This is a genomic window from Kitasatospora purpeofusca (genome assembly GCF_042691725.1).
In the GTDB taxonomy this organism is placed as follows: domain Bacteria; phylum Actinomycetota; class Actinomycetes; order Streptomycetales; family Streptomycetaceae; genus Kitasatospora; species Kitasatospora purpeofusca_B.
Genome location: NZ_CP170483.1, coordinates 1,072,187 through 1,092,712, shown reverse-complemented (window position 1 = coordinate 1,092,712; position 20,526 = coordinate 1,072,187). Strand labels below are relative to the sequence as shown.

Annotated in this window: 25 protein-coding genes; 17 read left to right on the top strand and 8 right to left on the bottom strand. The window is 72.7% G+C overall.

Features of this window, described 5'->3' with window-relative positions:
* The first annotated feature begins 18 nt into the window (after nt 1-18).
* Complete coding sequence (locus tag ACFCLZ_RS04810) at nt 19-1,443, top strand: pyridoxal phosphate-dependent aminotransferase (RefSeq protein ID WP_380283406.1); 1,425 nt, start codon at nt 19-21, stop codon at nt 1,441-1,443.
* Between the two features lie 58 nt (nt 1,444-1,501).
* Here ACFCLZ_RS04810 and ACFCLZ_RS04805 read toward each other — a convergent pair whose 3' ends face one another.
* On the bottom strand, nt 1,502-1,735 hold the full coding sequence (locus tag ACFCLZ_RS04805; RefSeq protein WP_380283405.1) for a DUF397 domain-containing protein: 234 nt from the start codon (nt 1,733-1,735) through the stop codon (nt 1,502-1,504).
* Nucleotides 1,732-2,562, bottom strand: coding sequence for a helix-turn-helix domain-containing protein (locus tag ACFCLZ_RS04800; RefSeq protein ID WP_380283404.1), 831 nt, complete (start codon nt 2,560-2,562; stop codon nt 1,732-1,734). Before ACFCLZ_RS04800 ends, ACFCLZ_RS04805 begins: the two co-directional genes overlap by 4 nt.
* Before the next feature lie 67 nt (nt 2,563-2,629).
* Here ACFCLZ_RS04800 and ACFCLZ_RS04795 point away from each other — a divergent pair, with 67 nt between their 5' ends.
* The 5 genes from ACFCLZ_RS04795 (at nt 2,630) to ACFCLZ_RS04775 (ending at nt 5,471) form a co-directional block, all read left to right on the top strand.
* Nucleotides 2,630-3,025: a hypothetical protein gene (locus ACFCLZ_RS04795; protein ID WP_380283403.1), complete on the top strand. Its 396-nt coding sequence runs from the start codon at nt 2,630-2,632 to the stop codon at nt 3,023-3,025.
* 5 nt (nt 3,026-3,030) lie between these two features.
* The gene (locus tag ACFCLZ_RS04790; RefSeq protein ID WP_380283402.1) at nt 3,031-3,255 is read left to right on the top strand and encodes a hypothetical protein; all 225 of its coding nucleotides are present in this window, start codon (nt 3,031-3,033) and stop codon (nt 3,253-3,255) included.
* Nucleotides 3,252-3,458 carry a hypothetical protein gene (locus tag ACFCLZ_RS04785; protein ID WP_380283401.1) on the top strand — a complete coding sequence of 69 codons (207 nt, stop codon included), beginning with the start codon at nt 3,252-3,254 and terminating at the stop codon, nt 3,456-3,458. The genes ACFCLZ_RS04790 and ACFCLZ_RS04785 overlap by 4 nt, the downstream gene beginning before the upstream one ends.
* Before the next feature lie 81 nt (nt 3,459-3,539).
* Complete coding sequence (locus tag ACFCLZ_RS04780) at nt 3,540-4,871, top strand: class I SAM-dependent methyltransferase (RefSeq protein ID WP_380283400.1); 1,332 nt, start codon at nt 3,540-3,542, stop codon at nt 4,869-4,871.
* A 387-nt stretch (nt 4,872-5,258) separates the two neighbouring features.
* Nucleotides 5,259-5,471 carry a hypothetical protein gene (locus ACFCLZ_RS04775; protein ID WP_380283399.1) on the top strand — a complete coding sequence of 71 codons (213 nt, stop codon included), beginning with the start codon at nt 5,259-5,261 and terminating at the stop codon, nt 5,469-5,471.
* Nucleotides 5,472-5,484: 13 nt separating this feature from the next.
* Here ACFCLZ_RS04775 and ACFCLZ_RS04770 read toward each other — a convergent pair whose 3' ends face one another.
* Entirely contained in the window at nt 5,485-6,774 is a 1,290-nt protein-coding gene (locus tag ACFCLZ_RS04770; protein ID WP_380283398.1) for a hypothetical protein, read from the bottom strand.
* A complete protein-coding gene (locus tag ACFCLZ_RS04765) occupies nt 6,771-7,163 on the bottom strand; it encodes a winged helix-turn-helix transcriptional regulator (RefSeq protein WP_380283397.1) in 393 nt (130 codons plus the stop codon). Before ACFCLZ_RS04765 ends, ACFCLZ_RS04770 begins: the two co-directional genes overlap by 4 nt.
* Nucleotides 7,164-7,248: 85 nt before the next feature.
* Here ACFCLZ_RS04765 and ACFCLZ_RS04760 point away from each other — a divergent pair, with 85 nt between their 5' ends.
* Nucleotides 7,249-7,929, top strand: coding sequence for an NADPH-dependent F420 reductase (locus ACFCLZ_RS04760; RefSeq protein WP_380283396.1), 681 nt, complete (start codon nt 7,249-7,251; stop codon nt 7,927-7,929).
* Here the strand turns inward: ACFCLZ_RS04760 and ACFCLZ_RS04755 are convergent.
* Entirely contained in the window at nt 7,904-8,704 is an 801-nt protein-coding gene (locus tag ACFCLZ_RS04755) for a thioesterase family protein (protein WP_380283395.1), read from the bottom strand. The genes ACFCLZ_RS04760 and ACFCLZ_RS04755 overlap by 26 nt on opposite strands.
* 109 nt (nt 8,705-8,813) lie before the next feature.
* On the opposite strand from ACFCLZ_RS04755, the gene ACFCLZ_RS04750 reads away from it, so the two are divergent.
* Both ACFCLZ_RS04750 and ACFCLZ_RS04745 read left to right on the top strand, forming a co-directional pair.
* The gene (locus ACFCLZ_RS04750; protein ID WP_380283393.1) at nt 8,814-9,164 is read left to right on the top strand and encodes a deoxyxylulose-5-phosphate synthase; all 351 of its coding nucleotides are present in this window, start codon (nt 8,814-8,816) and stop codon (nt 9,162-9,164) included.
* Nucleotides 9,165-9,348: 184 nt separating this feature from the next.
* Nucleotides 9,349-10,254, top strand: coding sequence for a helix-turn-helix domain-containing protein (locus ACFCLZ_RS04745; protein ID WP_380283392.1), 906 nt, complete (start codon nt 9,349-9,351; stop codon nt 10,252-10,254).
* A gap of 50 nt (nt 10,255-10,304) precedes the next feature.
* On the opposite strand, the gene ACFCLZ_RS04740 is transcribed toward ACFCLZ_RS04745, so the two are convergent.
* The gene (locus ACFCLZ_RS04740) at nt 10,305-10,973 is read right to left on the bottom strand and encodes a DUF4386 domain-containing protein (RefSeq protein ID WP_380283391.1); all 669 of its coding nucleotides are present in this window, start codon (nt 10,971-10,973) and stop codon (nt 10,305-10,307) included.
* Nucleotides 10,974-11,091: 118 nt separating this feature from the next.
* On the opposite strand from ACFCLZ_RS04740, the gene ACFCLZ_RS04735 reads away from it, so the two are divergent.
* The 4 genes from ACFCLZ_RS04735 to ACFCLZ_RS04720 all read left to right on the top strand — a co-directional run bounded on the left by ACFCLZ_RS04735 (nt 11,092) and on the right by ACFCLZ_RS04720 (nt 14,143).
* Complete coding sequence (locus tag ACFCLZ_RS04735; protein ID WP_380283389.1) at nt 11,092-11,796, top strand: TetR/AcrR family transcriptional regulator; 705 nt, start codon at nt 11,092-11,094, stop codon at nt 11,794-11,796.
* Nucleotides 11,797-11,953: 157 nt separating this feature from the next.
* Nucleotides 11,954-12,937 carry a hypothetical protein gene (locus ACFCLZ_RS04730; protein ID WP_380283388.1) on the top strand — a complete coding sequence of 328 codons (984 nt, stop codon included), beginning with the start codon at nt 11,954-11,956 and terminating at the stop codon, nt 12,935-12,937.
* Entirely contained in the window at nt 12,934-13,131 is a 198-nt protein-coding gene (locus ACFCLZ_RS04725) for a hypothetical protein (protein ID WP_380283387.1), read from the top strand. The genes ACFCLZ_RS04730 and ACFCLZ_RS04725 overlap by 4 nt, the downstream gene beginning before the upstream one ends.
* 73 nt (nt 13,132-13,204) lie before the next feature.
* Nucleotides 13,205-14,143 carry an aldo/keto reductase gene (locus tag ACFCLZ_RS04720; protein WP_380283386.1) on the top strand — a complete coding sequence of 313 codons (939 nt, stop codon included), beginning with the start codon at nt 13,205-13,207 and terminating at the stop codon, nt 14,141-14,143.
* A gap of 35 nt (nt 14,144-14,178) precedes the next feature.
* Here ACFCLZ_RS04720 and ACFCLZ_RS04715 read toward each other — a convergent pair whose 3' ends face one another.
* Nucleotides 14,179-14,829, bottom strand: coding sequence for a hypothetical protein (locus ACFCLZ_RS04715; protein WP_380283385.1), 651 nt, complete (start codon nt 14,827-14,829; stop codon nt 14,179-14,181).
* A 33-nt stretch (nt 14,830-14,862) separates the two neighbouring features.
* Complete coding sequence (locus tag ACFCLZ_RS04710) at nt 14,863-15,951, bottom strand: endonuclease/exonuclease/phosphatase family protein (protein WP_380283384.1); 1,089 nt, start codon at nt 15,949-15,951, stop codon at nt 14,863-14,865.
* A gap of 112 nt (nt 15,952-16,063) precedes the next feature.
* Here ACFCLZ_RS04710 and ACFCLZ_RS04705 point away from each other — a divergent pair, with 112 nt between their 5' ends.
* Genes ACFCLZ_RS04705 through ACFCLZ_RS04690 form a run of 4 tightly spaced genes read left to right on the top strand, consistent with a single transcriptional unit; the run spans nt 16,064 to nt 20,526 of the window.
* On the top strand, nt 16,064-17,080 hold the full coding sequence (locus ACFCLZ_RS04705; protein ID WP_380283383.1) for a glycosyltransferase family 2 protein: 1,017 nt from the start codon (nt 16,064-16,066) through the stop codon (nt 17,078-17,080).
* Nucleotides 17,080-18,096: a lysylphosphatidylglycerol synthase domain-containing protein gene (locus tag ACFCLZ_RS04700; RefSeq protein ID WP_380283382.1), complete on the top strand. Its 1,017-nt coding sequence runs from the start codon at nt 17,080-17,082 to the stop codon at nt 18,094-18,096. Before ACFCLZ_RS04705 ends, ACFCLZ_RS04700 begins: the two co-directional genes overlap by 1 nt.
* Nucleotides 18,083-19,483 carry an aspartate aminotransferase family protein gene (locus tag ACFCLZ_RS04695; protein WP_380283381.1) on the top strand — a complete coding sequence of 467 codons (1,401 nt, stop codon included), beginning with the start codon at nt 18,083-18,085 and terminating at the stop codon, nt 19,481-19,483. Before ACFCLZ_RS04700 ends, ACFCLZ_RS04695 begins: the two co-directional genes overlap by 14 nt.
* A complete protein-coding gene (locus ACFCLZ_RS04690; protein WP_380283380.1) occupies nt 19,480-20,526 on the top strand; it encodes an NAD-dependent epimerase/dehydratase family protein in 1,047 nt (348 codons plus the stop codon). The genes ACFCLZ_RS04695 and ACFCLZ_RS04690 overlap by 4 nt, the downstream gene beginning before the upstream one ends.

The window sequence follows — 20,526 nt, the reverse complement described above, 5'->3', positions numbered from 1 at the left end:
GAAGTGAGCCACACCGCCATGACCGTTTCGACCGGCCCGATCGAGCCCGCCGAACTGCTCGCCCGGATTCCCGACTTCGAGCAGGCCCTCGCGATCTACCGTCGTGACCTCGCTTCGGACAACCTGATCGACCTGTCCGTCGCGGAGAACGTCCTCGTCTACGAGGACTCGATGCAGAAGATGGTGTTCGACGACACCCGTCTGCTGCCGGAGAAGTACATCCACTACGTCAGCCCGTACGGCGACCTGAAGCTGCGCGAGAAGGTCGCGGTGCTGCTGACCAAGGCCTTCGAGGCCCCGGTCGCGCCGGGCGACCTGTTCGGCACGGGCGGCGTCGGCTCGGCGCTGGAGTGTCTCGCGTTCGCGCTCCAGGGGCCGTTACTGCCGGGGGAGGCCGGCCCGCCGCCGTTGAAGGAGGGGGACGCGGTACTGCTGCCGGCGCCGTACTGGCAGGGGTTCAACTGGTCGTTCGAGCAGCGGCCGAAGCTGAGGTGCGTCCCGGTGCCGCTGCCCACCGAGGGGCCGGACCGGTTCAAGCTCACGCTGGACGCGATCAAGCAGGCGTACTTCAAGTACAACCGGCTGTTCGGTGAGTTCCCCCGGCTGCTGGCACTGACCAATCCGCACAACCCGCTGGGCGTCAACTACGGTCAGCCCTTGCTGGACGAGATCTACGCGTGGGCGCTGGGCGAGACCGACATGCACATCATCTCCGATGAGATCTACGCGCATTCGCAGGTCGACGGTGCGCGGGTCCCGTTCACGAGCGCGTTGGCGCTCGACGCGTACGACCAGGCGCCGGAGCGGATCCACGTGGTGTGGGGGTTCGCGAAGGACTTCGGGCTCTCGGGGTTCCGGACGGGGTTCCTGGTGTCGAAGTCCGGTCCGGTGCAGCGGGCGATGCTGGGGACGAAGGGCATCGAGGAGAAGAAGCACCCGATGTCGTGGTTCACCCCGGTCGACTCGCTGAAGCACTTCGTGCTCCGTGCGATCCTGGACACGACGGTGAACGGGGGCGGCGCGGAGTTGTACACCGACTTCGCGATGCGGCGGTACCGGGAGTTGTTGAGCGAGAGCTTCGAGAAGGTCCGGGACCGGCTGGTCGCCCGGGACATCGAGTTCGTCCAGACGGAGGGCGACAACCCGGCCCAGTTCTTCTGGCTCGACCTGACGGCGTACCTGGGCAAGCGCCCGCCCGAGGGCGCCGCCGCTGTGACGCCGCTGCCGTTCACCCTGGACACCGACGTGAACGACGACGAGCTGTGGCTCTTCAACTACCTGGCAGGCCCAGCGGCAGAAGTCACCCTCCTCCCGGGAGAGACGATGCACAGCCCCGCCCCCGGATACTTCCGCCTCTGCTTCACGGCCTACCAGCCGGAGGTCGTCTGCACCGCGATCGACCGCGTGGCGGACGCGTTGAGCAAGCTGGTGATCCTGGGATAGGGGGAGGGAGAGTGGCTTGGTCGGCCCCGGAGGAGTTCTTCCTCCGGGGCCGAATACTTCAGGTGAGATCGAATTCACCCTGTGCGGTCGCTGAGACGAAAGCGGCGTATGCCTCGGGTGTGATGACGAGGTGGCTATTGGGGGTCTTGGTGTCGCCGATGAGGACGAACCCATGGGAGGTGGCGAAGTTCAGCGCCACGCGCACGCAGTCGCCGCCACCCTGATTGTCGCTATGGGTGCTCTTGAACCAGTCCGCGGCGCCTGCCTCGACGCCGGTATGCCGCAGGGTCATTCTCGGTAGTCCTCCAGTACTCGGTGGAGCCACGCCTTGGACTCCGTAGGCGGCAGGGCCGCCGCTTGGAGGTGATCGTAGATCAGGGCCGCAGCCTGCACCTCCTTCGAGGATTCGAGCAACTGGCCGGTCCAGTAAGCCTCCGAGTAGGCCACCCTGGGGGCGTCCAGGAAGTCGAGGAGTGTGAGTGACGTGCCCATAAGCCCGTGGCCCCCGACTGAGAACGGGATGACCTGGACCTCGGAGTTGGGTCCGTCGACCATGTTGAGCACATGCTCGATCTGCCGGTGCATCACTCCGGCGCCGCCGATTGAGCGCCTGATGACAGCCTCGTCGAGAACTACCCACATGTGCGGCGGGTTCTCTCTTGCAAGAATTACTTGACGGGCCTTGCGTGCCGACCAAACCCTCTCGATCTCGGCTTCGTCGGCACGGGGGCGGCCGAGCTGGAAGGCGGCTCGGGCGTACTCGGCGGTCTGCCAGAGTCCAGGGATGGTTCCAGCGGAGTACTTGCGCATGTAAGTCGCCACCGCTTCAAGCACCATGAATCGCTGTGACCAATTCGGGAAGCGCTCGCTGTGCACCAGCGGATACATCCTCTTGAAGAAGTCGCCGGTCGGCAGGGCGTCGTCGAGTAGGTCCGGCAGGTCGGGCGGCGGAGTCCGGACCGCCGTCTCGATGTTGGCCAGGTGGGACTTGCTGTACTGCACCACACCGGCCAGCTCCGTCAGCGAGAGCCCGGCCTCGGTGCGGTAGTGGCGGATCTCCGCGCCGAAGAAGTCGCGGGCCGACCGGCCGGGCGTGAGGTCACGAGGGTGTGCGGACACTTTGGCCTCCGGATGTCTTCAAGAGGGGTGGGAACATGCCGCTCCTTCCCAAGCGTAGCTCCAAACCGTGACGCTGGAAGCACGAACGGTGATGGCCGAGAATGGCGAACACCTCAGCAGAGAAGTAAATATGACCAACAATCAATCGCCCGAAGACCTGCTCCTCCGGCGGAACTTCCCGCCCTGCCACTGCCCCAGGTGCGGGGTGGAGGACATCCCGGAATCCCGCATCCCCAGTAGTCGGCTCCTGCCCTCGTCGCCTCCCCCCACCGTCTCCACCACCCCGCCGCCCACCGCTTACCGTCCTTCCCTCCACGGCGAGGCGGTCTTCGACGTCCGCACCGGGCGATGGGGGGTCTTCATGGGGTGGCAGCACGGCAAGGCCTACCTCCGCCCCCTCTCCGGCGGCATCGAATGGGACACCGAGCCCCGCTGGCTGTCCACCGTCTCACCGGAAAGTTGAGTCCCATGAGCATGATCGACAAGGTCACCGCCGAAGCCCGTCGCGAGGCCGCCGACATCCTCGACGACCTCCAAAGCGTCCTCCACGCCGCCGACGTCAAGCTCCCCTCCCTCGGCATCGACTGGCGCTCCGCCAAGGCCACCGGCGTCATCCTCATCGACCTCGGCGCCGCCCGCCCCGACGTCATCGAGCGCCTCCTCCTCGTCCTCCGCCGAGGCATGTCCGCGTGAACTCCCGACACCACCTCGACGTCCTCCTCCCCACCCTCCTCATCGCCACGGCGAGCCTCGCCACCGTCCCCCTCCCCCCGCACAGCCCGAGGGAGACCACCCTCCTCGTCTTCTCCCTCGTCTTCCTCAGCTCCGTCACCGCCGGCGTCACCGCCGCCGAGCCCTACGTCCGCCGCGCCGCCACCCGCCGCGCCTCCCACTGACCCCGAACCCCCTGGCGCAGGAAGTCGGCCCGTCCGACTTCCTGCGCCGAATCCGGTTGACGCGTGCCGGACGATGAGAGCGTGATCGACAAGGAACGCGCCATCGGGCTCGTCGAGTCCTTTCTGGCCGGCGACGCGCTGGCGCGGCATTGGCACGGGCCGGTGCCCGAACTGGCCGTCTACGCCGTGGAGGAGTACGAGGTCGGGTGGCTCGTGTTCTGGGGGCCGGCCGCGTCCGCCCGTACCGGGGACGCGCAGGGCCGGCCGGTCGGGGGGAACAGTCACGTGCTCGTGGACCGGCAGGACGGGAGCCTGCACTACGTCCCCGACGCCTGGTGGCCGACCGAGGGGTGGGAGGACCACTATCTGCTCCAGACCAAGGGCGTCCGACGCCCCGACCCGCTCGCCGCCGAAGTCCGGGAGCTGCTGCGGTCCGCCGGGGCCGTGGCCGCGATGCTCCACCTGCGCCGGAACGCCCCACGGCTGGGCCTTCCCGAGGCCAAGGCCTACCTCACCTCCGTGCGGGACGGCGCCGAACCGCCGGAGGAACTGGCGGCCCTCACCCGCAAGGAACCGGCCTCGCCGCTCTGGCCCGTCGAGACCCTGGCCGGTCCGGTCGAGCAGCGTGCTCGTATGGATCATGACGAACAGTCACGACACGCCTCGTCCTTCGGCTCCGCCGCCGTCGCCTACGCCGAGCACCGGCCGGACTACGCGCAGGCCGCGGTGCGGTGGGCGCTCGAAGCGGCACCCGGCCCGCGGGTGCTCGACCTGGGCGCCGGGACCGGCAAGCTGACGGCCACGCTGGTGGCACTCGGCGCCGAGGTCGTCGCCGTCGAGCCGGACCCGGCGATGCTGGCCGAGCTGCAGCGCGCGCTGCCCGCCGTCCGTGCCCTGCCGGGCAGCGCGGAGCGGATCCCGCTGCCGGACGCCTCCGTCGACGCCGTCGTCGCGGGCAACGCCATGCACTGGTTCGACCTGGCCGTCGCGGGACCGGAGATCGCTCGCGTCCTCGCGCCCGGCGGCGTCCTGGCCGGCCTGTGGAACCTCCTGGACGACGGGGTCGACTGGGTCGCCGGGCTCGCCAGGGTCAGCGGGACCGAGGCGATCGGCGTGCGCGACACACCGGTTGCCTGGCGGGCCGAGACGGCGGACATGCACCTTCCGAAGAACGGTGACGCCGCCCGCTTCGGCTCGCCGGAGCAGTCCACCTTCCCGCACGGGCAGCGCCGTACCGCCGACTCCCTCGTGGAGACCCTCGCCACGCGCGCCGGGATGCTCGTCATGCCGGAGCAGGAACGCGCGGCCAGGCGGAGCGAGATCCGCGCCTTCCTCGCCGACCGGCCCGAGACCGCCGACGGCGGGTTCACCCTCCCCATGCTGACCGGCGTGCTCCGCACCCGGCGGCTCTGACACCACCCGCGCCGACGGGGCGGAAGTCGGTCCGCCGCCTTCCGGCAGCAGCCCCCTTCGGCGCAGGAAGTCGGCCGAAAAGCCGCCGGCCGGGGTTGACGAAGGTGGCCTCAGCCACCGCCGCGCCGCGGCGAGACTCACCTCGACGTCATCGCTCCATGAGCAGACCTCCAGCCACGAGAGGTAGCCGTTCTGCGCGAACACCATGACCTCGCCAGGGCACTCGCCGGTTTCGGTGAGGAGCTGTGCGTCGGCGGCGACGACGGTGCCGGGGCCGGTCGGTGCGGGCTCCACCCTGCGGGTGTCGAGTTCGAAATAGGCGGTGCCGCACCCGCAGGTGCAGCGGGATCGCACCCTGAGCCGGGAAATCTGCCGTCGGAGTGCGACGTGAACGGGCTCGCCCGGGTTCAGGACGAGGTCAAGGACGTCGGCCACGTCATCGGGCAGGCTCTCGGTCATGCCGCCACGGTAGCTGACCAGCAGCTTTGGGTTTCGAGCAATTCCGGGCAGTCCGACCGCCTGTCCGCACCGAAGACCAGCGGCGCCCTCGCAGTCGTACCGGGGCGCAGGAAGTCGGCCACGCCGACGTTCCACTCCTGAGAGTTCGCAGGGCTCAGGCGAACTCGCACTCCAGGACCCGGCCGTCGGACGTGCCGACGAGCAGGTGGCCGGGCCCGGTGACGGTGAGGGCCGTCGGGACGGCGGGGACGCCGGCGACGGTCAGCCGGTGGTGTCGGCGGACGGTGCCGTCGTGGAGGGCCAGGGCGAGGAGGGCGCCGTTGCGGTAGGCGACGTACGCGGTGTCCCGGTCGACGTCGAGGTCGGTGGCGATGTGGTCGGTCCGGAAGACCCAACGGGGCGCGCCGTCGGCGGCCGCGCGGCGCACGACGAAGGAGCCGCCCGGCTGCAGCCCGTGGCCGTGGTACACGGTGCCGGCGTGCACCAGGTCGCCGCCGTCGGTCTCGGCACCCGGGCCGGGGAAGTGCGTCTCCCCGGGCTCCCAGGAGAACGGGAACAGGGGCTGGACGCCGTCCCCCTCGGGGGAGCGCACCGAGAGCAGGCGCTGCTCCGGCCCCCGGCGCTGGTGCAGCACCTCGTCGACGTAGTCCCGGCTGCCGTGCCGGATCCGCAGGCGGTCGTGCCGGTCGGCGTCGCCCGTGGTCCGGTACCGGAGCAGCAGTCCGTCGGCGAGGGCGGTGCGGTCGGGCCGCTCCGGGTCCTCCTCGTCCTGGTCCAGGGTGGCCAGCACCGCGCCGTCCGACAGCTGCTCCACGGCGAGGACGTGCCGCCGCGGCTCCCAGCCGGGGCTGAGCGCGAGGAGCACGCGGCGGGCCTCGTCCCGCCCGTCGGTGCGCGGGGCGGGCACCCGGGGGCCCGCCAGGTCGGCGCCGGTCACCGAACCGGGGGCGAGGGCGCGCCAGTCGGCTCGGCGGACCACGGCGAGGTGGCCCTCGACGTAGGCCTTCCGGTCCTTCCAGTCGTCGGGCGGCGCCATCAGCACGCGCAGTGCCTGCTCGTCGAGCCAGGTCAGCCCGAGGACCTCGCGGCCGAAGGGGGGCTCGATGAGGGAGGTGGTGGCGCCGGTCTCCCAGTCGAGCAGGAGCAGCTCGCCCTCGAAGAAGTAGCCGCCGTCATACGCCCCGGTGCCGACGGCGAGCAGTGGCGCCGTGGGGTGGAAGGCCAGCGCGTGGACCGGGAAGCGGGCGCGGAGCACCGCCCGGCAGCCGAGGTCCCCGGCCCCGTAGACGCCGACCGTCGCCGCCCCGGCGAACCCGGGCTCGCCGGCGACGGCCAGCAGGCCGCGTGCCTCGTCGGACTCGGTGAGGACGGGGCCACCGACTTCGGCGAACGGCCGGTCGCCGAGGACGTGGCGGACGTGGAGGGCGTCGAGCGGGGAGGTCATGCCGGGGATTCTCCCAGCCGGTCACGCCGGGCGCCCGAGCCGGCCTCGCCGAGCTCCTGGGCGGCCATGACCTCGTCGCCGTGCTCGAAGGCCCAGGCGCCGACGGCGTCGATGGGGGCGAGGAAGGTGCGGCCCAGCGCGGTGAGCCGGTACTCGACGCGGGGCGGGGCGCCGGGCAGGGCCTGGCGGTCGACCAGGCCGTTGAACTGGAGGCGGCGCAGCGTCTCGGTGAGGACCTTGGAGCTGATGCCGCCGATCCGTTCGCGCAGTTCGACCGGGCGCAGCGGGCCGTCGCGCAGAGCCCAGAGGACCACGGCGTTCCAGGTGTTGGCGAGCAGGTCGAAGGCGAGGCGGGCGCGGCAGTCGGCGAGGAACGCGTTGGTGGTCACGTACCAGATGGTGCCCGACGGGTTCTCTAGCGTCGGTGGGGACGGTGCCGGACGGCGGTGCCAACGACCCACGGAGGACGGCGCGATGAGGATCGGTGTGCTGGGCACGGGCAACATGGCGCACGCGCTCGCCACCCACTGGGTGCGGGCCGGGCACGAGGTGACGGTCGGCGGGCGGGACGCCGCCCGGGCCGAGCGGCTCGCCCGGCGGATCGGGGGCGGCGCGGAGCCCGCCGGGCTGCGGGCGGCGGCCGCGTCCGGCGAGGTGGTGCTGGCCGCGCTGCCCTTCGGGGCGGGGGCGGAGGTGGTGCGGGAGCTGCGCGCGGAGCTGGACGGCACGGTGCTGGTCGACTGCTCCAACCCCGTCGGCCCCGGCTTCCGGCTGCTGACGGACGGCGGGCCCTCGGCCGCGCGGCGACTCGCCGCGGCCGCCCCCGGGGCCGAGGTGGTCAAGGCGTTCAACCTCTGCCACGAGGACGTGTGGCGGATGCGGCCGCCGGTGTTCGACGGCCGGCCGCTGGCTGTCCCGGTCTGCGGGGACGACCCGGCGGCCCTGGCCCGGGTGCACGAGCTGGTGCGGGACGCGGGCTGCCGGCCGGTCGCCGGTGGCGGGCTGGAGCGGGCGGGCCTGCTGGAGGCGACCGCCGCGCTCTTCATCGGCCTCTGGGTCGGCGAGGGCGCGGACGCGCAGGCGATCGCCCCGCCGCTGGCGTACGCCGCCGGAGACCCGGCCGCGACCGCTACCGGGGCTGCGGACGGACGGTGAGGATCTGCTCGGCCTGGCCGACCGGGCCGTCCACGTCGTGCAGGACGGTGCTGGTGAGGCCCTGGCCGGTCGGGCCGAAGGTGGCGGTGGTGTCCAAGCCGGTCCAGGGGCCGCGCGGCGCGCGGTGGAGGTGGATCGTCAGGTCGACGTTGGGGAACATCCACTCGGCCGGGTCCTGCTGCGGGGCGATGCCGTTGGCGGTGTCCACCAGCGCGACGAAGGAGGCGAGCGGGCTGCTCGGCTCGCCCGCGACGAGGTCGACGTGCGAGGTCAGCCAGGCCGTCGTGCGGCCCCGGCGAACGGGCGGCACCCGGCGCACCTCGATGGAGGAGATGTAACCGCCGTCCCAGGCCTCGTCCATCGTCCAGACGGGGAGCGATTCGGGCGCGGGCAGCGGCTCGCGCGGGCTGTCGGCGACGGCCGAGGTGTCCAGGGTGGCCAGCAGCCAGGCGCGGGCCCGGACGACGGCGCGCCCGCCGATCGTCACGGTCGCTTCGAGGAGTTCGATGGTGCGGCCCGGGCGGACCGTCTCCACGGTGATCGCGCACTCGTCGAGCGCGATCCGGCCGAGGATGTCGTAGCTGATCCGCGCGAGCACCAGGCCCCCGGGGCGCCCGGCGAGGTACTGGTCGACGGCGTGCACGACCAGCCCGGCCAGCGGGCTGAAGTGCTGCTCGTCGGCGCTCCACGCACCACCCGTGTGCACGGTGGGCTTGAACGTGTGCTCGCCCGTGCGCTGGTAGTAGCTCTCACGCGCGATCGTGCTGGTGGTCACGGGTGCCGTCTCCTCGCCCGGGGCAGGTGCATCGTTCCCGAATCGTAGGCGGCGAGGGCGGCGGCGGTCGCCGTGATCTGTCGCACAGTGGGTCGGTAGGCTGATCGGCGTGGCCCACGCGAAGACCTCCTACGTCTGCCCGCCCTGCCGGGCCTCCTACAAGCAGCCCTACGGCAGGCCGACCGAGGAGCGGCGCTGCCCGCGCTGCGCCGGGACGCTGATCCACGCGGGCTCCGCCTTCGCGGCCCCGCCCCGCCGGGACGTCGCGGCCTGGCGCACCCTCACACTGCTGCTGAACGCGGGCATCGCCTTCCACAAGAGCTGCTGCGGCGGCCCGGGCTACCGCCCCCGCACCCGCCACGAGGTGCGCGAGCGCACTCGCTACGCCCGCCGCTGCGGCGAGCCCCTGGAGCGGGCGCTGCTGCGCCGCGAGATCCCCTGGGAGCGGACGGCCGGGTGACCGGCGGTGGTCGTACCCTCCCGGTGGCGGCCCCGCCCCCCGCGCGGGGCCGACACCGAGTGAGGGGCACGCGTCCAGAATGGGCCGAGACGGCGGCGGACGCTTGTACGAAAGCGAACCCCTCGGCGGCCGTGGTGGTGAATCATGGGAGCCGACGGGGACGATCGCGGATGGCGGGAGGACCGTGGCCTCGAAGACCGAAATGACGGTGGACGAGCGGCAGGACCAGGGCGAGAACATCGAGCGGCGGCCACCGGAGTGGATGCGCGGGGACGTCGTCCGGTGCCGCGGATTCCGGACGGGCGGCGCCCAGCCTCCGCGGGTCACCCTGCCCAGCCTGGCCGTCACCCTGGTGGTGGGCTGGGGCGAACCGTTGTCCATCCGGCAGGGGCTGGGCAGCCAGGGGACGCGCCACGCGATGCTCGCGGGTCTGCAGACGGCGCCGGTGGTGGCGGGCTACCGGGGGTCGGGGCACGCCGTGGAGGTCGAGTTCACGGCCGTCGGAGCGTTCCGCCTGTTCGGCCTGCCGCTGCACCTGCTCGCCAACTCGGCCACCCACCCGGACGATGCCCTGGGCGAGGGCTGGACGGCGCGGCTGACCGAGCAACTGGCGCAGGCCCGGGACTGGACCGAGCGCTGGACCGCCGTCGACGCCGCCCTGCGACCGCGCTTCGAGGCCGCGGGACCGCTGTCGGGCCTCGCCGTCGAGGCCTGGCGCCGGCTGCGCGACACCTACGGCGGCATGACCGCCCGCGAACTCTCCGATGCGACGGGCCGCGGCGAGCGCCGTCTCCAGCACGTGTTCCGTGACCACGTCGGCCTGCCGCCGCAGACGCTCTCCAGGGTCCTCCGCTTCCAGCGCGCGCTCAACCTGGCCCGGCCCGGCCGCCTCTCCCTCGCCGAGGTGGCGGCGATGAGCGGCTACCACGACCAGGCCCACATGAACCGTGACTTCCGGGCCCTGTCCGGCCGCACGCCCGGTGAACTGCGCGGCCTCGCCCGTCAGGTGACGGTCCGTGAGCTCCCGGCCGGGGCGCGCGAGGCGGGCTGCTTCAGCGACTTCTTCGAAGGCGAGGCGGAGGACTGGTAGTCGTCGCGCGGGAGGCCGGCCGGTCCGGCCTCCCGTGACGGCGGCCCGGCTCAGCCCGCGAGGGCGACGGCCGGGCGGGGCGGGGTGAAGCCCCTGGCGAGGAGGCGGACGGCGAGCGTGACCTCCCAGGCGAAGACCGGCAGGGCGGCCAGCGAGCCGGCCGTCGACACCTGCGGGTAGACGCCGAACAGCACTGCCACGCCCGAGGCGAGGATCAGGGCCCCGCCGAGCAGCCCGAGGGCGGCGACGGGGCGCGGCACCAGCCGGGACCGGTGCATCAGGGACGCGAGCGCGAGGGAGTTCGCGCCGAGGACGAGGTTCGGGCCGAGCAGGAACGTCCAGTCGTGGACGGCGACCAGGGCGCGGGCGGCGGTGGCGGCCTCGGCCCCCGCGTCCCGGCGCAGCGTGACGACGGCCAGCAGGCTGACGATGCCGACCGCGATCACCGCCGCCTCCAGCAGCCGCCCGCAGACGTAGCCGAGCGCGACCGCCTCCTGCTGCCGCCGCAGCACCGGGTACAGCGCCACCCCCGTGCCGACCACCGCCAGCACCAGCACCACCTCGCACAGCGCCCCCGCCGCCACCCGTCCGTCCGCGCCGGCGCCGGCGACGTACCCGGCGCCGTCGAGCGCCGGCCGGTAGAGCAGCATCCCGGCCACCGCGGCGACTTCGGTCAGCAGGAACAGTGCGCCCGTGACCACTGCGGTCCGTTTGTCCATCCGGATCTTCCCTCTCCACCCCTGAGGTGTACGGCGTACACCTCGGCTCACCGTAGGCGTACGCCGTACACTCGTCAAGCCGACGGCGACCGCCGACGACGACCACGGAGGGCCGACGATGACCGAGGGCGAGGGGACCCGCCGCACCCCGCTGAACCGCGAGCGCGTGCTGCGCGCCGCCGTGGCGTTCGCCGACGGCGAGGGCGGGGGCGGCGCCGACGCGCTGAGCATGCGCAAACTGGCCCAGGAGTTGGGCGTCGTGCCGATGGCCCTCTACAAGCACGTCGCCAACAGGGAAGAACTGCTCACCGGGATGGTCGACACCGTCGTCGGCGAGATCGCCCCGCCCGCCCCCGGCGCCCACTGGAAGGGGGCCGTACGCGACCGCGTCCTCTCCGCCCGCCGCACGCTGCGCCGCCACCCCTGGGCGCCGCGCGTGATCGAGGCCCTGCCCGCCCCGACGCCCGCGATGCTCGACCACCTGGACGCGGTGATCGGCTTGTTCCGCTCCGGCGGCCTCTCCGCCGACCTCACCCACCACGCGATGCACGCCCTCGGCGGCCGACTCCTGGGCTTCACGCAGGAGTTGTTCACCGCCTCCCCGGGCCCGGGCCCGGACGCCGGTGCGGCAGCCCAACTGGCCGCCCGCTACCCGCACATCGCGGAGATCGCCGCCACCGCCGCCCACGCGAAGGACGGCTCGGCTGTCGGCGGGGGATGCGACGACCAGTTCGAGTTCGAGTTCGCCCTCGACGTACTGCTCGACGGCATCGAACGCCTCCACCGGGCCGGCTGGACATCGGCTGCGGGGGATCGCCGGTAGTGCTGCCACGGCCGTGGCGACGGCCGCGGCTGTGCGTTGTGTCCCGTGCCCATGACGCCCTGAACGGTCGGAAGTTGAGTCATCGCGATCACCCTCGGTTCACCGTGCTCGCGAGCATGCGCCGGGGCACGGGCGGCGCATGTCAGAGGGAAGCACGATGCCGCGACACACCCACGGCGATGCCATGCCGCCACAGCTCCGGTCTGCCGCAATCCAATTTGCCGTGGAGACCGTCGGTTACCTGCGGGAGATTTTGCAGTACTCCGCCCCCGCGTACGCCAAACACGGGTGGGCGCGAATGTGCATGTATCGCACGGCTGACGCGATGGACACGATCGGGCTGCTGGTCGACGCGATCGCGGCCCATCTGGCGCGTGGCGGCGCGGAGCCTGAGATGATCCGGCGATTGCTGGAGGCTGATCGCGAGCGTCTGCGGACCGCGCGGCCCGGGCGTGCCTTGAAGCGATACGCGAAGGAGGACCTTCATGTGATGCCGGAGTGGATTGCCGACCAGATGCGGGATTCCCTCGCCTTCGTCATACTGCGCCTTCCGGTGGTACTCCGGTCTGCAGTGAGGGTGGGGGACCCGCGTTGGGCGGGCAGGTGTCTGCGACCGATGGTGGACTCGATGGACCAGCTTGGTCGGCTTGCCAACCTGTTCGCGACTGTGCACGTTGACGTGCTGAACGAGCACATGCTCGCGCGCTATCAGCAGTTGTTCCAGCAGCAGCCGCGTTCGGGAATGCCGTACGAAGACGACGGCGATTACCTCGACATGGCTGACTGGGGGGAGGAGTTGGTCGGACCGGATTGGTACGAGGTGAAGCTGCTCACGCTGCTGGCGATGCTGGACGAGCGCTGTGAGGGTCAATGGTGGGAGGTCGGCGGCGGGGAGTTGCGGCCGGATGTGCGGAATGCGGCCATGGCGACCCTCAACGGGTTGGAGGTCGCCATGATGGGAGAGGGCTACGATCCCCGGCGCCGGCTCACCAGCGGAGAGTGGGTCTACGCCGAGGCGGTGGCAGCGGCCTTGCGGGACCGGTTGGCGAGTGACTTTCAGGATGCGTCGGATCGCGGTCGGCCTCTGCTTGACGTCCTTCGTGCCGCGCTCGACCGTTCGATTGCCGGGAGCGACCGGTGAGCGGCCCCGCCGTCGGGGTGCGGCTGGTGTGGCTGTTGGTGGCGGTGCTGGTCTCGACCGTCGTCGGGCTGGTGACGTTCATCCTCCGCACCCGGCTCGGGGCGCGGGTGAGTGAGGCGGCGTTGTGGGCCGGGTCGGCGTTCGGGGGGAGCATGCTGGTGGCGCTCGGGGCGCTGGCGTTCGTGGCCGGGTGATCCGGGAAGCTGTTGCGGGTGGTCCCGAATGGGTCTTGAATGGTCCAGACCACAACGGGAGGGATGCACACCCATGACAGTTCCTCAGCGCACCGTCGTCCTGGGGACGTTGGGCTTCGGCACGATCGTCGACGAGGAGACCTCGTTCCGGCTCCTGGACCACTTCGTCGAGAACGGCGGAACGGTCCTGGACACCGCGAACAACTACGCGTTCTGGCTCGACGGCGCGACCGGTGACGAGAGCGAGGCCGTCATCGGACGCTGGCTGGCCAGCCGCAAGGCGCGCGACCGGGTCGTCATCAGCACCAAGGTCGGCGCCCGGCCGACCGTGCCCGGGGCCGGGCTTGAGGCGGCGGAGGGGCTGTCCGAGAAGGCGGTCCGGGCCGGTGTCGAGGGCAGCCTGCGGCGCCTCGGCACCGACCACGTCGACGTGTACTGGACGCACATCGAGGACCGCTCGGTGCCGCTCGCCGAGACCGTGGAGACCCTGGCCGACCTGGTGACCTCCGGGAAGGCGGGCGCGGTCGGCGCCAGCAACCACGCCGTGTGGCGGGTCGAGCGGGCCCGCGCGCTCGCCGGGGACGGCCCGCGCTACGCGCACCTGCAGTACCGGTACTCGTACCTCCAGCCGCGCTTCGACGTGCCGCTGCTGTCCTCCGCCCATGTGCACGTGACCTCGGAACTCCTGGACTACGTCCGCTCCGAGGGCGACCTGCGTCTCTGGGTCTACAGCCCGATCCTCTCCGGCGGCCTGACCCGCGACGACGTCGAGATCGGCGCCGCCTACGACCACCCGGGCACCCCGAAGCGCCTCGCCGCCCTGCGCGCGGTCGCCGAGGAGACCGGCGCGACCGTCAACCAGGTGGCGCTCAGCTGGCTGCTCGACCACGAGGCACGGATCCTGCCGCTGGTCGGCGTGAGCAAGGTGGCCCAGCTCGACGAGGCGCTCGGCGCCCTCGACGTGACGCTGACGGCGGAGCAGCGGCGGACGCTGGACGAGGCCGCGCTGTAGGCATGTCCTGAGGGGCCGGACCGACCTCCGGCCCCTCAGCCCGCCGGATAGCCGATCTCGGCGATGTCGCCGGCGAGTTGGCCCAGGTCGACCTCCGGGTTGAGCGCGGACACGACGGCCCCGGTGAGCGGGCGCAGCGCCAGGACGTGGGCGATCGCGTCGAGGTCGAGCCCGTCCTCCAGCTCGTAGTACTCCTCGGCCCACACCCGGTACGCCTCCGCCGGGTCCTCGGCGGCGAGCAGCCCGAAGAGCCCCACCCCGCCCGTCGGCGCCGCCGACGGCGCCCGCCACGCCGCGTCCCCGCCCTCGCGCCAGAAGCAGACGGTCGCGAGCGGCACGCCGTCCTCCTCCCCGAACGCCGGCTCCGCGATGTACGAGCGGAAAGCCGAAGGTACCTCCGCGAGCAGCCGCGCCCCCGCGTTCGGCGCGGTGTGGTCGAACCCGCGCGCGTACGCCCCGGCGGCCGAGAAGACCACGAACCAGTCGTCGCCCTCCCCGTCGCGCATCGACGCCATCTCCTCGCCGTCGCCCCACCGGGAGTCGAAGGAGTAGTACCGGTCGTTCCAGTCGGGGCCGAGGATCGCCTCGAGCATGGCGATGCCCCGGCACCGCTCGCGCAGCGCGGGGAGGGCGGGGAGGCGGGAAAGGAGTTCGCGCAGGTCAGGAGTGTGGGCGATGTCTTGCATAGCGATATCGAAGCAGACGGCACCGACAGCCGCTCAGGGCCGCAGCGAGATCCGCAGGTCCTGGGCCCGGTGGTCGGACATTCCCTGCGCGCCGACGAAGGCGTACCGCTGCACCGCCACCGCGTGGGAGGTGAACGCCCAGTCCAGGCGCCACCAGTCGGTGCCGAGGACGCCGCCCCAGCTGCCGGGGTAGAGGTCGCCGCTCGCCGAGCGGGCGTCGTCGAAGCGGGCGCGCAGCGGGTCGAGGTCGGCCATGGCGGGGCTGGTGTTGAAGTCGCCGGCGATCAGCAGCGGGTTCGGGTTGGCGGCGGCGTCCCGCTCCAGGGCCGTGAACTGCTCGCGGCGGGCGGCGTCGGCCTCGCGGACCACCCGGTAGAAGGCGCCGCCGAACACCGACTCGCGGGTGTCGACCTGGACGGGGATGTGCACGTTGTAGAAGGACACCGTGCGGCCGTTCACGTCCAGGTCGGTGCGCAGCGCCTTGTGCCGGGTGAAGGTCTCCGCCCATGGCGCGTCCGGCGCCGGCGCCGGGCCGACCGGCGGTGCGGCGAGCACCGGGTAGCGGGAGAGGGTGACCAGTTCGCCGGTCACCGCCACCTGGTAGCCGGGGAACTCCCGGTGGATGCGGTCGAGTTCGTCGATCTCGGTGTGGGTCCCGCGCACCCACGCCAGGTACTCCTGGAGCAGGTAGACGTCGGCGTCGCGGGAGCGCAGGAAGCGGTAGAAGGCGTCCGGGTCGTCGGTGGTGTCCCAGTACTCGGTGTTCCAGGAGAACACCGAGAGCTCCGGGCCGGCCGCGGAGGGACCCGAACCCGGTGTCAGGGCCGACCAGTTGAGGCCGGTCCGGGGCATCCCGGCGACCAGCAGCGCCAGCACCGCCGGTACCAGCCACCGCCGCACCCGCGGGCCCGGGACCGTCCACACCAGCGCCAGCAGCGCCACCGGGACGGCGAGGAACAGCAGCGGCGGCACCAGCCCGGGTATCAGCCAGAACCACCACCGGCCGCTCGCCAGGAAGTCCGCCAGCAGGAACGCCGCCCACAGCCCGGTGGCACCGGCCAGGAGCCGCGGACCGGCCGCGGACCGGGGGCGCGGGGAAGGGGAAACGGAATCCGGATCCATGCGGCGGAGCGTAGCAGGCGAACGGAACACCGGAATTCCGGTATCCACCACCCGGACACCCCCAATACGGGGACGATACCCGCCCGATACGGGGCCCGCCTGAACTGGCCCCATGACGTTTTCCGTATCGGTCGTCATTCCGGCCCACAACGCGGCCCGCACCCTCGCGGCCTGCCTGGACTCGGTGTACGCCCAGACCCATCCGCCGCACCAGGTGATCGTGGTGGACGACGGCTCCGCCGACGCCACCGCCCGCATCGCCGAGGGCTACCGGCGCCCCGCCGGGGGCCCGCCGTGCACGCTGATCCGGCAGTGGCCCAATCGCGGTGTTTCCGCCGCGCGGAACGCCGGAATTGCCGAGGCGACCGGTGACGTCGTCTTCTTCCTGGATTCCGACGAGGCGCTGACACCGGATTCGGTGGCGAATGCGCTGGAAATCCTGGAAAAGGACCCGGAATGCGGGTGCGTGCACGGAGTGATCGCCCCCGAGCCGCTGTTCGACGACGGGCCGGTGGAGCGCTACCGCGTCCTGCACGCGTACTGGTGGCGGGCGCGCGGCGCCGGGGTCGTGGAGACGGCGTTCTTCGCCCAGGCGGCCGTGCGGCGCGAGGTGTTCGAGCGGATCGGCGGCTTCGACGAGGGACTGCGCGACTCCGAGGACCTCGAACTCAGCGACCGCCTCGCCCCGCACTACCGGATCGTGCTCACCGAGCGGGTGATGGCCTACCACGACGAGGTCGACCGGCTCGGGCCGCTGCTCGCCGAGACGTACCGGCGCGCGCTGGTGCTCGTCCCGGCGCTGGCCTCGGCGCGGCGCGGCGGCCGGCGCAACCTCACCGCCAACAGCCCCGCCTCGGTGGCCGCCGCCGCGTTCACCCTGGCCGCCCTGCCACTGGCCCGCCGCCGCCCGGCGCTGCCCGCCGCCGGGCTGGCCGCCTTCTGCGCCGCCAACGCCGGTCTGCTGCGCCTCGCCGCCCGGCGGCACGGGGCCGCCTTCGTGCCGTACGCCGCCGGGGTGCACTTCCTGGTCATCGGCTCGCTGCTGAGCGGCGCGGGCGTCGGCGCCCTGCGGATGCTGCTGCCCGGGAACCAAGCCGCCCGGCGGCGCCCGGCGGGGGAGCGGACCTGATGGCGGAGCGGCTGCGCAGGCTCCTCACCCCCGCCGTCGTCCTCGCCGCCCTGGTCGGCGTCGGCCTGCTGCTGCGCCACGAGGGCCCCGTCGCCGCCCGCGCGCTCGGCCGCGCCGACGCCGTCCCGCTGCTGCTCGCCGCGCTCGCCGCCAACGTCACCGGCCTGGTCCTCGCCGTGCACGCCTGGCGGGTGCTCGTCCCCGCGCCGCCCGGCAGCGCCCCCGGCACACCGGGGCCGATCCGCGGCCTGAACGCCGCCCGGATCTACTTCCTCGGCCAGCTGTCCAAGTACCTGCCCGGCCGGGTCTGGGGCGTGGTCACCCATGTCACCCACGGCCGCGAGGCCGGTGTGCCCGCCGCCACGATGACCTCCGCCTACCTGCTGAGCCTCGCCCTCACCCTCCTCACCGGCGCCGGCGTCAGCCTGCTCGCCGCACCCGCCGCGCTGCCCGGGCAGTGGTTCTGGCTCTGCCTGCCCGCCGCCGGCCTGCTCGCCTGCGTCGCCCGCCCCGCCCTGGCCACCCGCCCGGTCGCGGCCCTCGCCAGGCTGGCCCGCCGCAGCGTCGAACCGCCGCCGGACGCCGCCGTGCGCCGGGCGATCGCGCTGGCCGTCGCCTCCTGGCTGGTCTCCGGACTGCACCTGTGGTTCCTCGCGATCGCCCTCGGCGCGCCCGCCGCCGCCTCCGCCGGAGCGGGCATCGGCGCGTTCGCGCTGGCCACCGTGGTCAGCAGCCTCGCCGTGGTCGTCCCCGACGGCTGGGGCGTGCGCGAACTCACCATCGCCGCCGCGCTGGCCACCGTGCTGCCGGGCGGCACCGCCGCGACGGCGGCCGTCGCCAGCCGGGTGGTGTGCGTCGTCGCCGAACTCGGCAGCTCGGCCGCCGTCCTCGCCTGGGCCCGCCTGCGCGGCGCCCCCCTGGTACCGGGCAAGCCCGCCCCGCCACTCGCCCCGCCATCCGTCCCGCCATCCGCCCCGCCCCTCGACCCCATGGGAGACACCCGTGTACACCCTTGACGACGCCGAACGGTTCGAGGTCGGCGAGGTGCACGACCTGTACCGCCGGTACGTGAACAAGAGCCAGGTCTCGCTGATGACCTCCTTCGGCTTCGGCCGCGAGCTCGTCGCCCACGCCGAGGGCGCCCACCTCACCCTCACCGACGGCCGGCGGATCCTCGACGTCACCGGCGGCGTCGGCGTGCTCAACCACGGCCACAACCACCCGCGCATCCTGGCCGCCCGCGAACGCTTCGCCCGCGAGCACCGGATGGAGGTCCACAAGACCTACTTCTCGCCCTACCTCGCCGCGCTCTCCCACAACCTCGCCGAGGTGCTGCCCGGCGACCTGTCGATGTCCTTCCTCCCCAACTCCGGCGCCGAGGCGGTCGAAGGCGCCGTCAAACTCGCGTACAAGTACCACAACGGCAAACGCGGCACCGTGCTGCGCGCCGACCGCGCCTTCCACGGCAAGCTCCTCGGCTCCGGCGGCCTCACCGGGCAGGCCCAGTTCGCCTTCCCGACCATCCCCGGCATCGACACCTTCGCCTACAACGACCTCGCCTCGGTGCGCCGCGCCGTCGCCGCCCACCCCGGGGACGTCTACGCGATCCTCATCGAGCCGTTCAGCGCCTCCACCATCGAGGCCTGCTCCGAGGGGTTCCTGCGCGGACTGCGCGAGCTGTGCGACCGCGAGAAGATCGTGCTGATCTTCGACGAGATCTACACCGGCTGGGGCAAGACCGGCACCCTCTTCCACTTCATGCGCTACCCGGGCCTGCTGCCCGACGTGCTCACCACCTCCAAGTCCTTCGGTGGCGGCAAGTCCTCCATCTCCGCGTTCGTCGCCCGCGAGCCCGTCTTCCGCAAGGCCTACGACAACCTCGGCGACGCCCTGCTGCAGTCCACCTCCACCACCTACTACGGCTTCGGCGAGGAGTGCGCCACCGCCCTGGAGGCCGTCAACATCGCCGTCGAGGACGACTACCCCGCCCGCGCCCGCGCCATCGGCGCCGTCCTCGAACCCGGTCTGCGCCGGCTCGCCAAGGAACACCCCGACACCGTCGCCCGGGTCGACGGCGCCGGCGCGCTGTGGGGCATGTTCATCGACGGCGGGCCCCGCATCCTCGACCTGGTCGCCAAGCTCGCCCCCGGCGGCCTGGCCCGCGACCCCCGCTTCAAGGCCAAGCTGGTCACCTGCGCGGTCATCAACGCCCTCTACCAGGACCACGGCATCTTCGCCTACTACACCCTCAACGGCCGCAACCCCCTCATCATCGGCCCCTCCCTGGTCACCGACCCCGCCGACGTCGAGCGCACCGTCGACGCCCTCGGCGCCGTCCTCGACCAGGGCCTCGGCCGCCTGGTCACCCGCTTCGTCAAGCAGAAGGTGGGCTCCCAGTGGTGACCGGAGAACTGACCGTCGCCCTCACCGGCGCCGCCGGCATGCTCGGCTCCCGGCTCGCCGAACGCCTCACCGCCGACGGCCACCGCGTGCGCGGCATCGACCTGCGCCCCGGACCGGGCGTCGAGGTCGTCGGCGACATCCGCGACCGCGCCGCCCTGGACCGCGCCCTGCCCGGCGCCGACGTCCTGGTGCACGCCGCCGCCGCCCTCCCCAGCTACCCCGACGAGCAGATCCGCTCGATCATCGTCGACGGCACCCGCACCGTCTTCGCCGCCGCCCGCGCCGCCGGCACCCCGCGCGTCGTGCACATCTCCTCCACCGCCGTCTACGGCCTGCCCCGGCTCGTCCCCACCCCCGAGACCCACCCCCGCGAACCCGTCGACACCTACAGCCGCGCCAAGGCCGCCGCCGAGGAGATCGCCGAACGCCACCGCGCCGACGGCCTGTGCGTGCCGATCCTGCGCCCCAAGACCTTCGTCGGCCCCGGCCGGATGGGCCTGTTCGCCATGCTCTTCGAATGGGCCGAGGAGGGCCGCCACTTCCCCGTCCTCGGCCGCGGCGACGTGAAGACCCAGATGTTCGCCATCGACGACCTGGTCGACGCCGTCGTCACCGTGCTGCACGCCCCCGACGAGCTCGCCAACGACACCTACAACCTCGCCGCCGCCGAGTTCGGCACCCTGCGCGAGGACTTCCAGGCCGTGCTGGACGCCGCCGGCCACGGCAGGCGGGTCGTCGGCCTGCCCGCCCGGCCCGCCCTCGCCGTCCTCGACACCCTGCAGCGCGCCCGCCTGTCACCCGTCTACGGACGCCTGCTCCACAAGCTCACCGCCGACTCCTACGTCTCCATCGACAAGGCCCGCGACCGGCTCGGCTTCACCCCCCGGCTCTCCAACCAGGACGCCATCCTGCGCACCTACCAGTGGTGGCGCACCGCCCGCCACGAACCCCCGGCCGGCCGCGCCGCCGGCCCCAACGCCGGGCGCACCAGCCGCGACCCGTGGAGCCAGGGACTGCTGTCCGCCGTGAAGATCTTCTTCTGA

What these genes read in the sequence shown, in the direction of transcription:
- ACFCLZ_RS04810 (WP_380283406.1), top strand. Translation starts at nt 19, where the DNA reads ATGACCGTTTCGACCGGCCCGATCGAGCCCGCCGAACTGCTCGCCCGG.
- ACFCLZ_RS04805 (WP_380283405.1), bottom strand. Translation starts at nt 1,735, where the DNA reads ATGACCCTGCGGCATACCGGCGTCGAGGCAGGCGCCGCGGACTGGTTC.
- ACFCLZ_RS04790 (WP_380283402.1), top strand. Translation starts at nt 3,031, where the DNA reads ATGAGCATGATCGACAAGGTCACCGCCGAAGCCCGTCGCGAGGCCGCC.
- ACFCLZ_RS04770 (WP_380283398.1), bottom strand. Translation starts at nt 6,774, where the DNA reads ATGACCTCCCCGCTCGACGCCCTCCACGTCCGCCACGTCCTCGGCGAC.
- ACFCLZ_RS04760 (WP_380283396.1), top strand. Translation starts at nt 7,249, where the DNA reads ATGAGGATCGGTGTGCTGGGCACGGGCAACATGGCGCACGCGCTCGCC.
- ACFCLZ_RS04740 (WP_380283391.1), bottom strand. Translation starts at nt 10,973, where the DNA reads ATGGACAAACGGACCGCAGTGGTCACGGGCGCACTGTTCCTGCTGACC.
- ACFCLZ_RS04735 (WP_380283389.1), top strand. Translation starts at nt 11,092, where the DNA reads ATGACCGAGGGCGAGGGGACCCGCCGCACCCCGCTGAACCGCGAGCGC.
- ACFCLZ_RS04730 (WP_380283388.1), top strand. Translation starts at nt 11,954, where the DNA reads ATGCCGCGACACACCCACGGCGATGCCATGCCGCCACAGCTCCGGTCT.
- ACFCLZ_RS04720 (WP_380283386.1), top strand. Translation starts at nt 13,205, where the DNA reads ATGACAGTTCCTCAGCGCACCGTCGTCCTGGGGACGTTGGGCTTCGGC.
- ACFCLZ_RS04715 (WP_380283385.1), bottom strand. Translation starts at nt 14,829, where the DNA reads ATGCAAGACATCGCCCACACTCCTGACCTGCGCGAACTCCTTTCCCGC.
- ACFCLZ_RS04710 (WP_380283384.1), bottom strand. Translation starts at nt 15,951, where the DNA reads ATGGATCCGGATTCCGTTTCCCCTTCCCCGCGCCCCCGGTCCGCGGCC.
- ACFCLZ_RS04705 (WP_380283383.1), top strand. Translation starts at nt 16,064, where the DNA reads ATGACGTTTTCCGTATCGGTCGTCATTCCGGCCCACAACGCGGCCCGC.
- ACFCLZ_RS04700 (WP_380283382.1), top strand. Translation starts at nt 17,080, where the DNA reads ATGGCGGAGCGGCTGCGCAGGCTCCTCACCCCCGCCGTCGTCCTCGCC.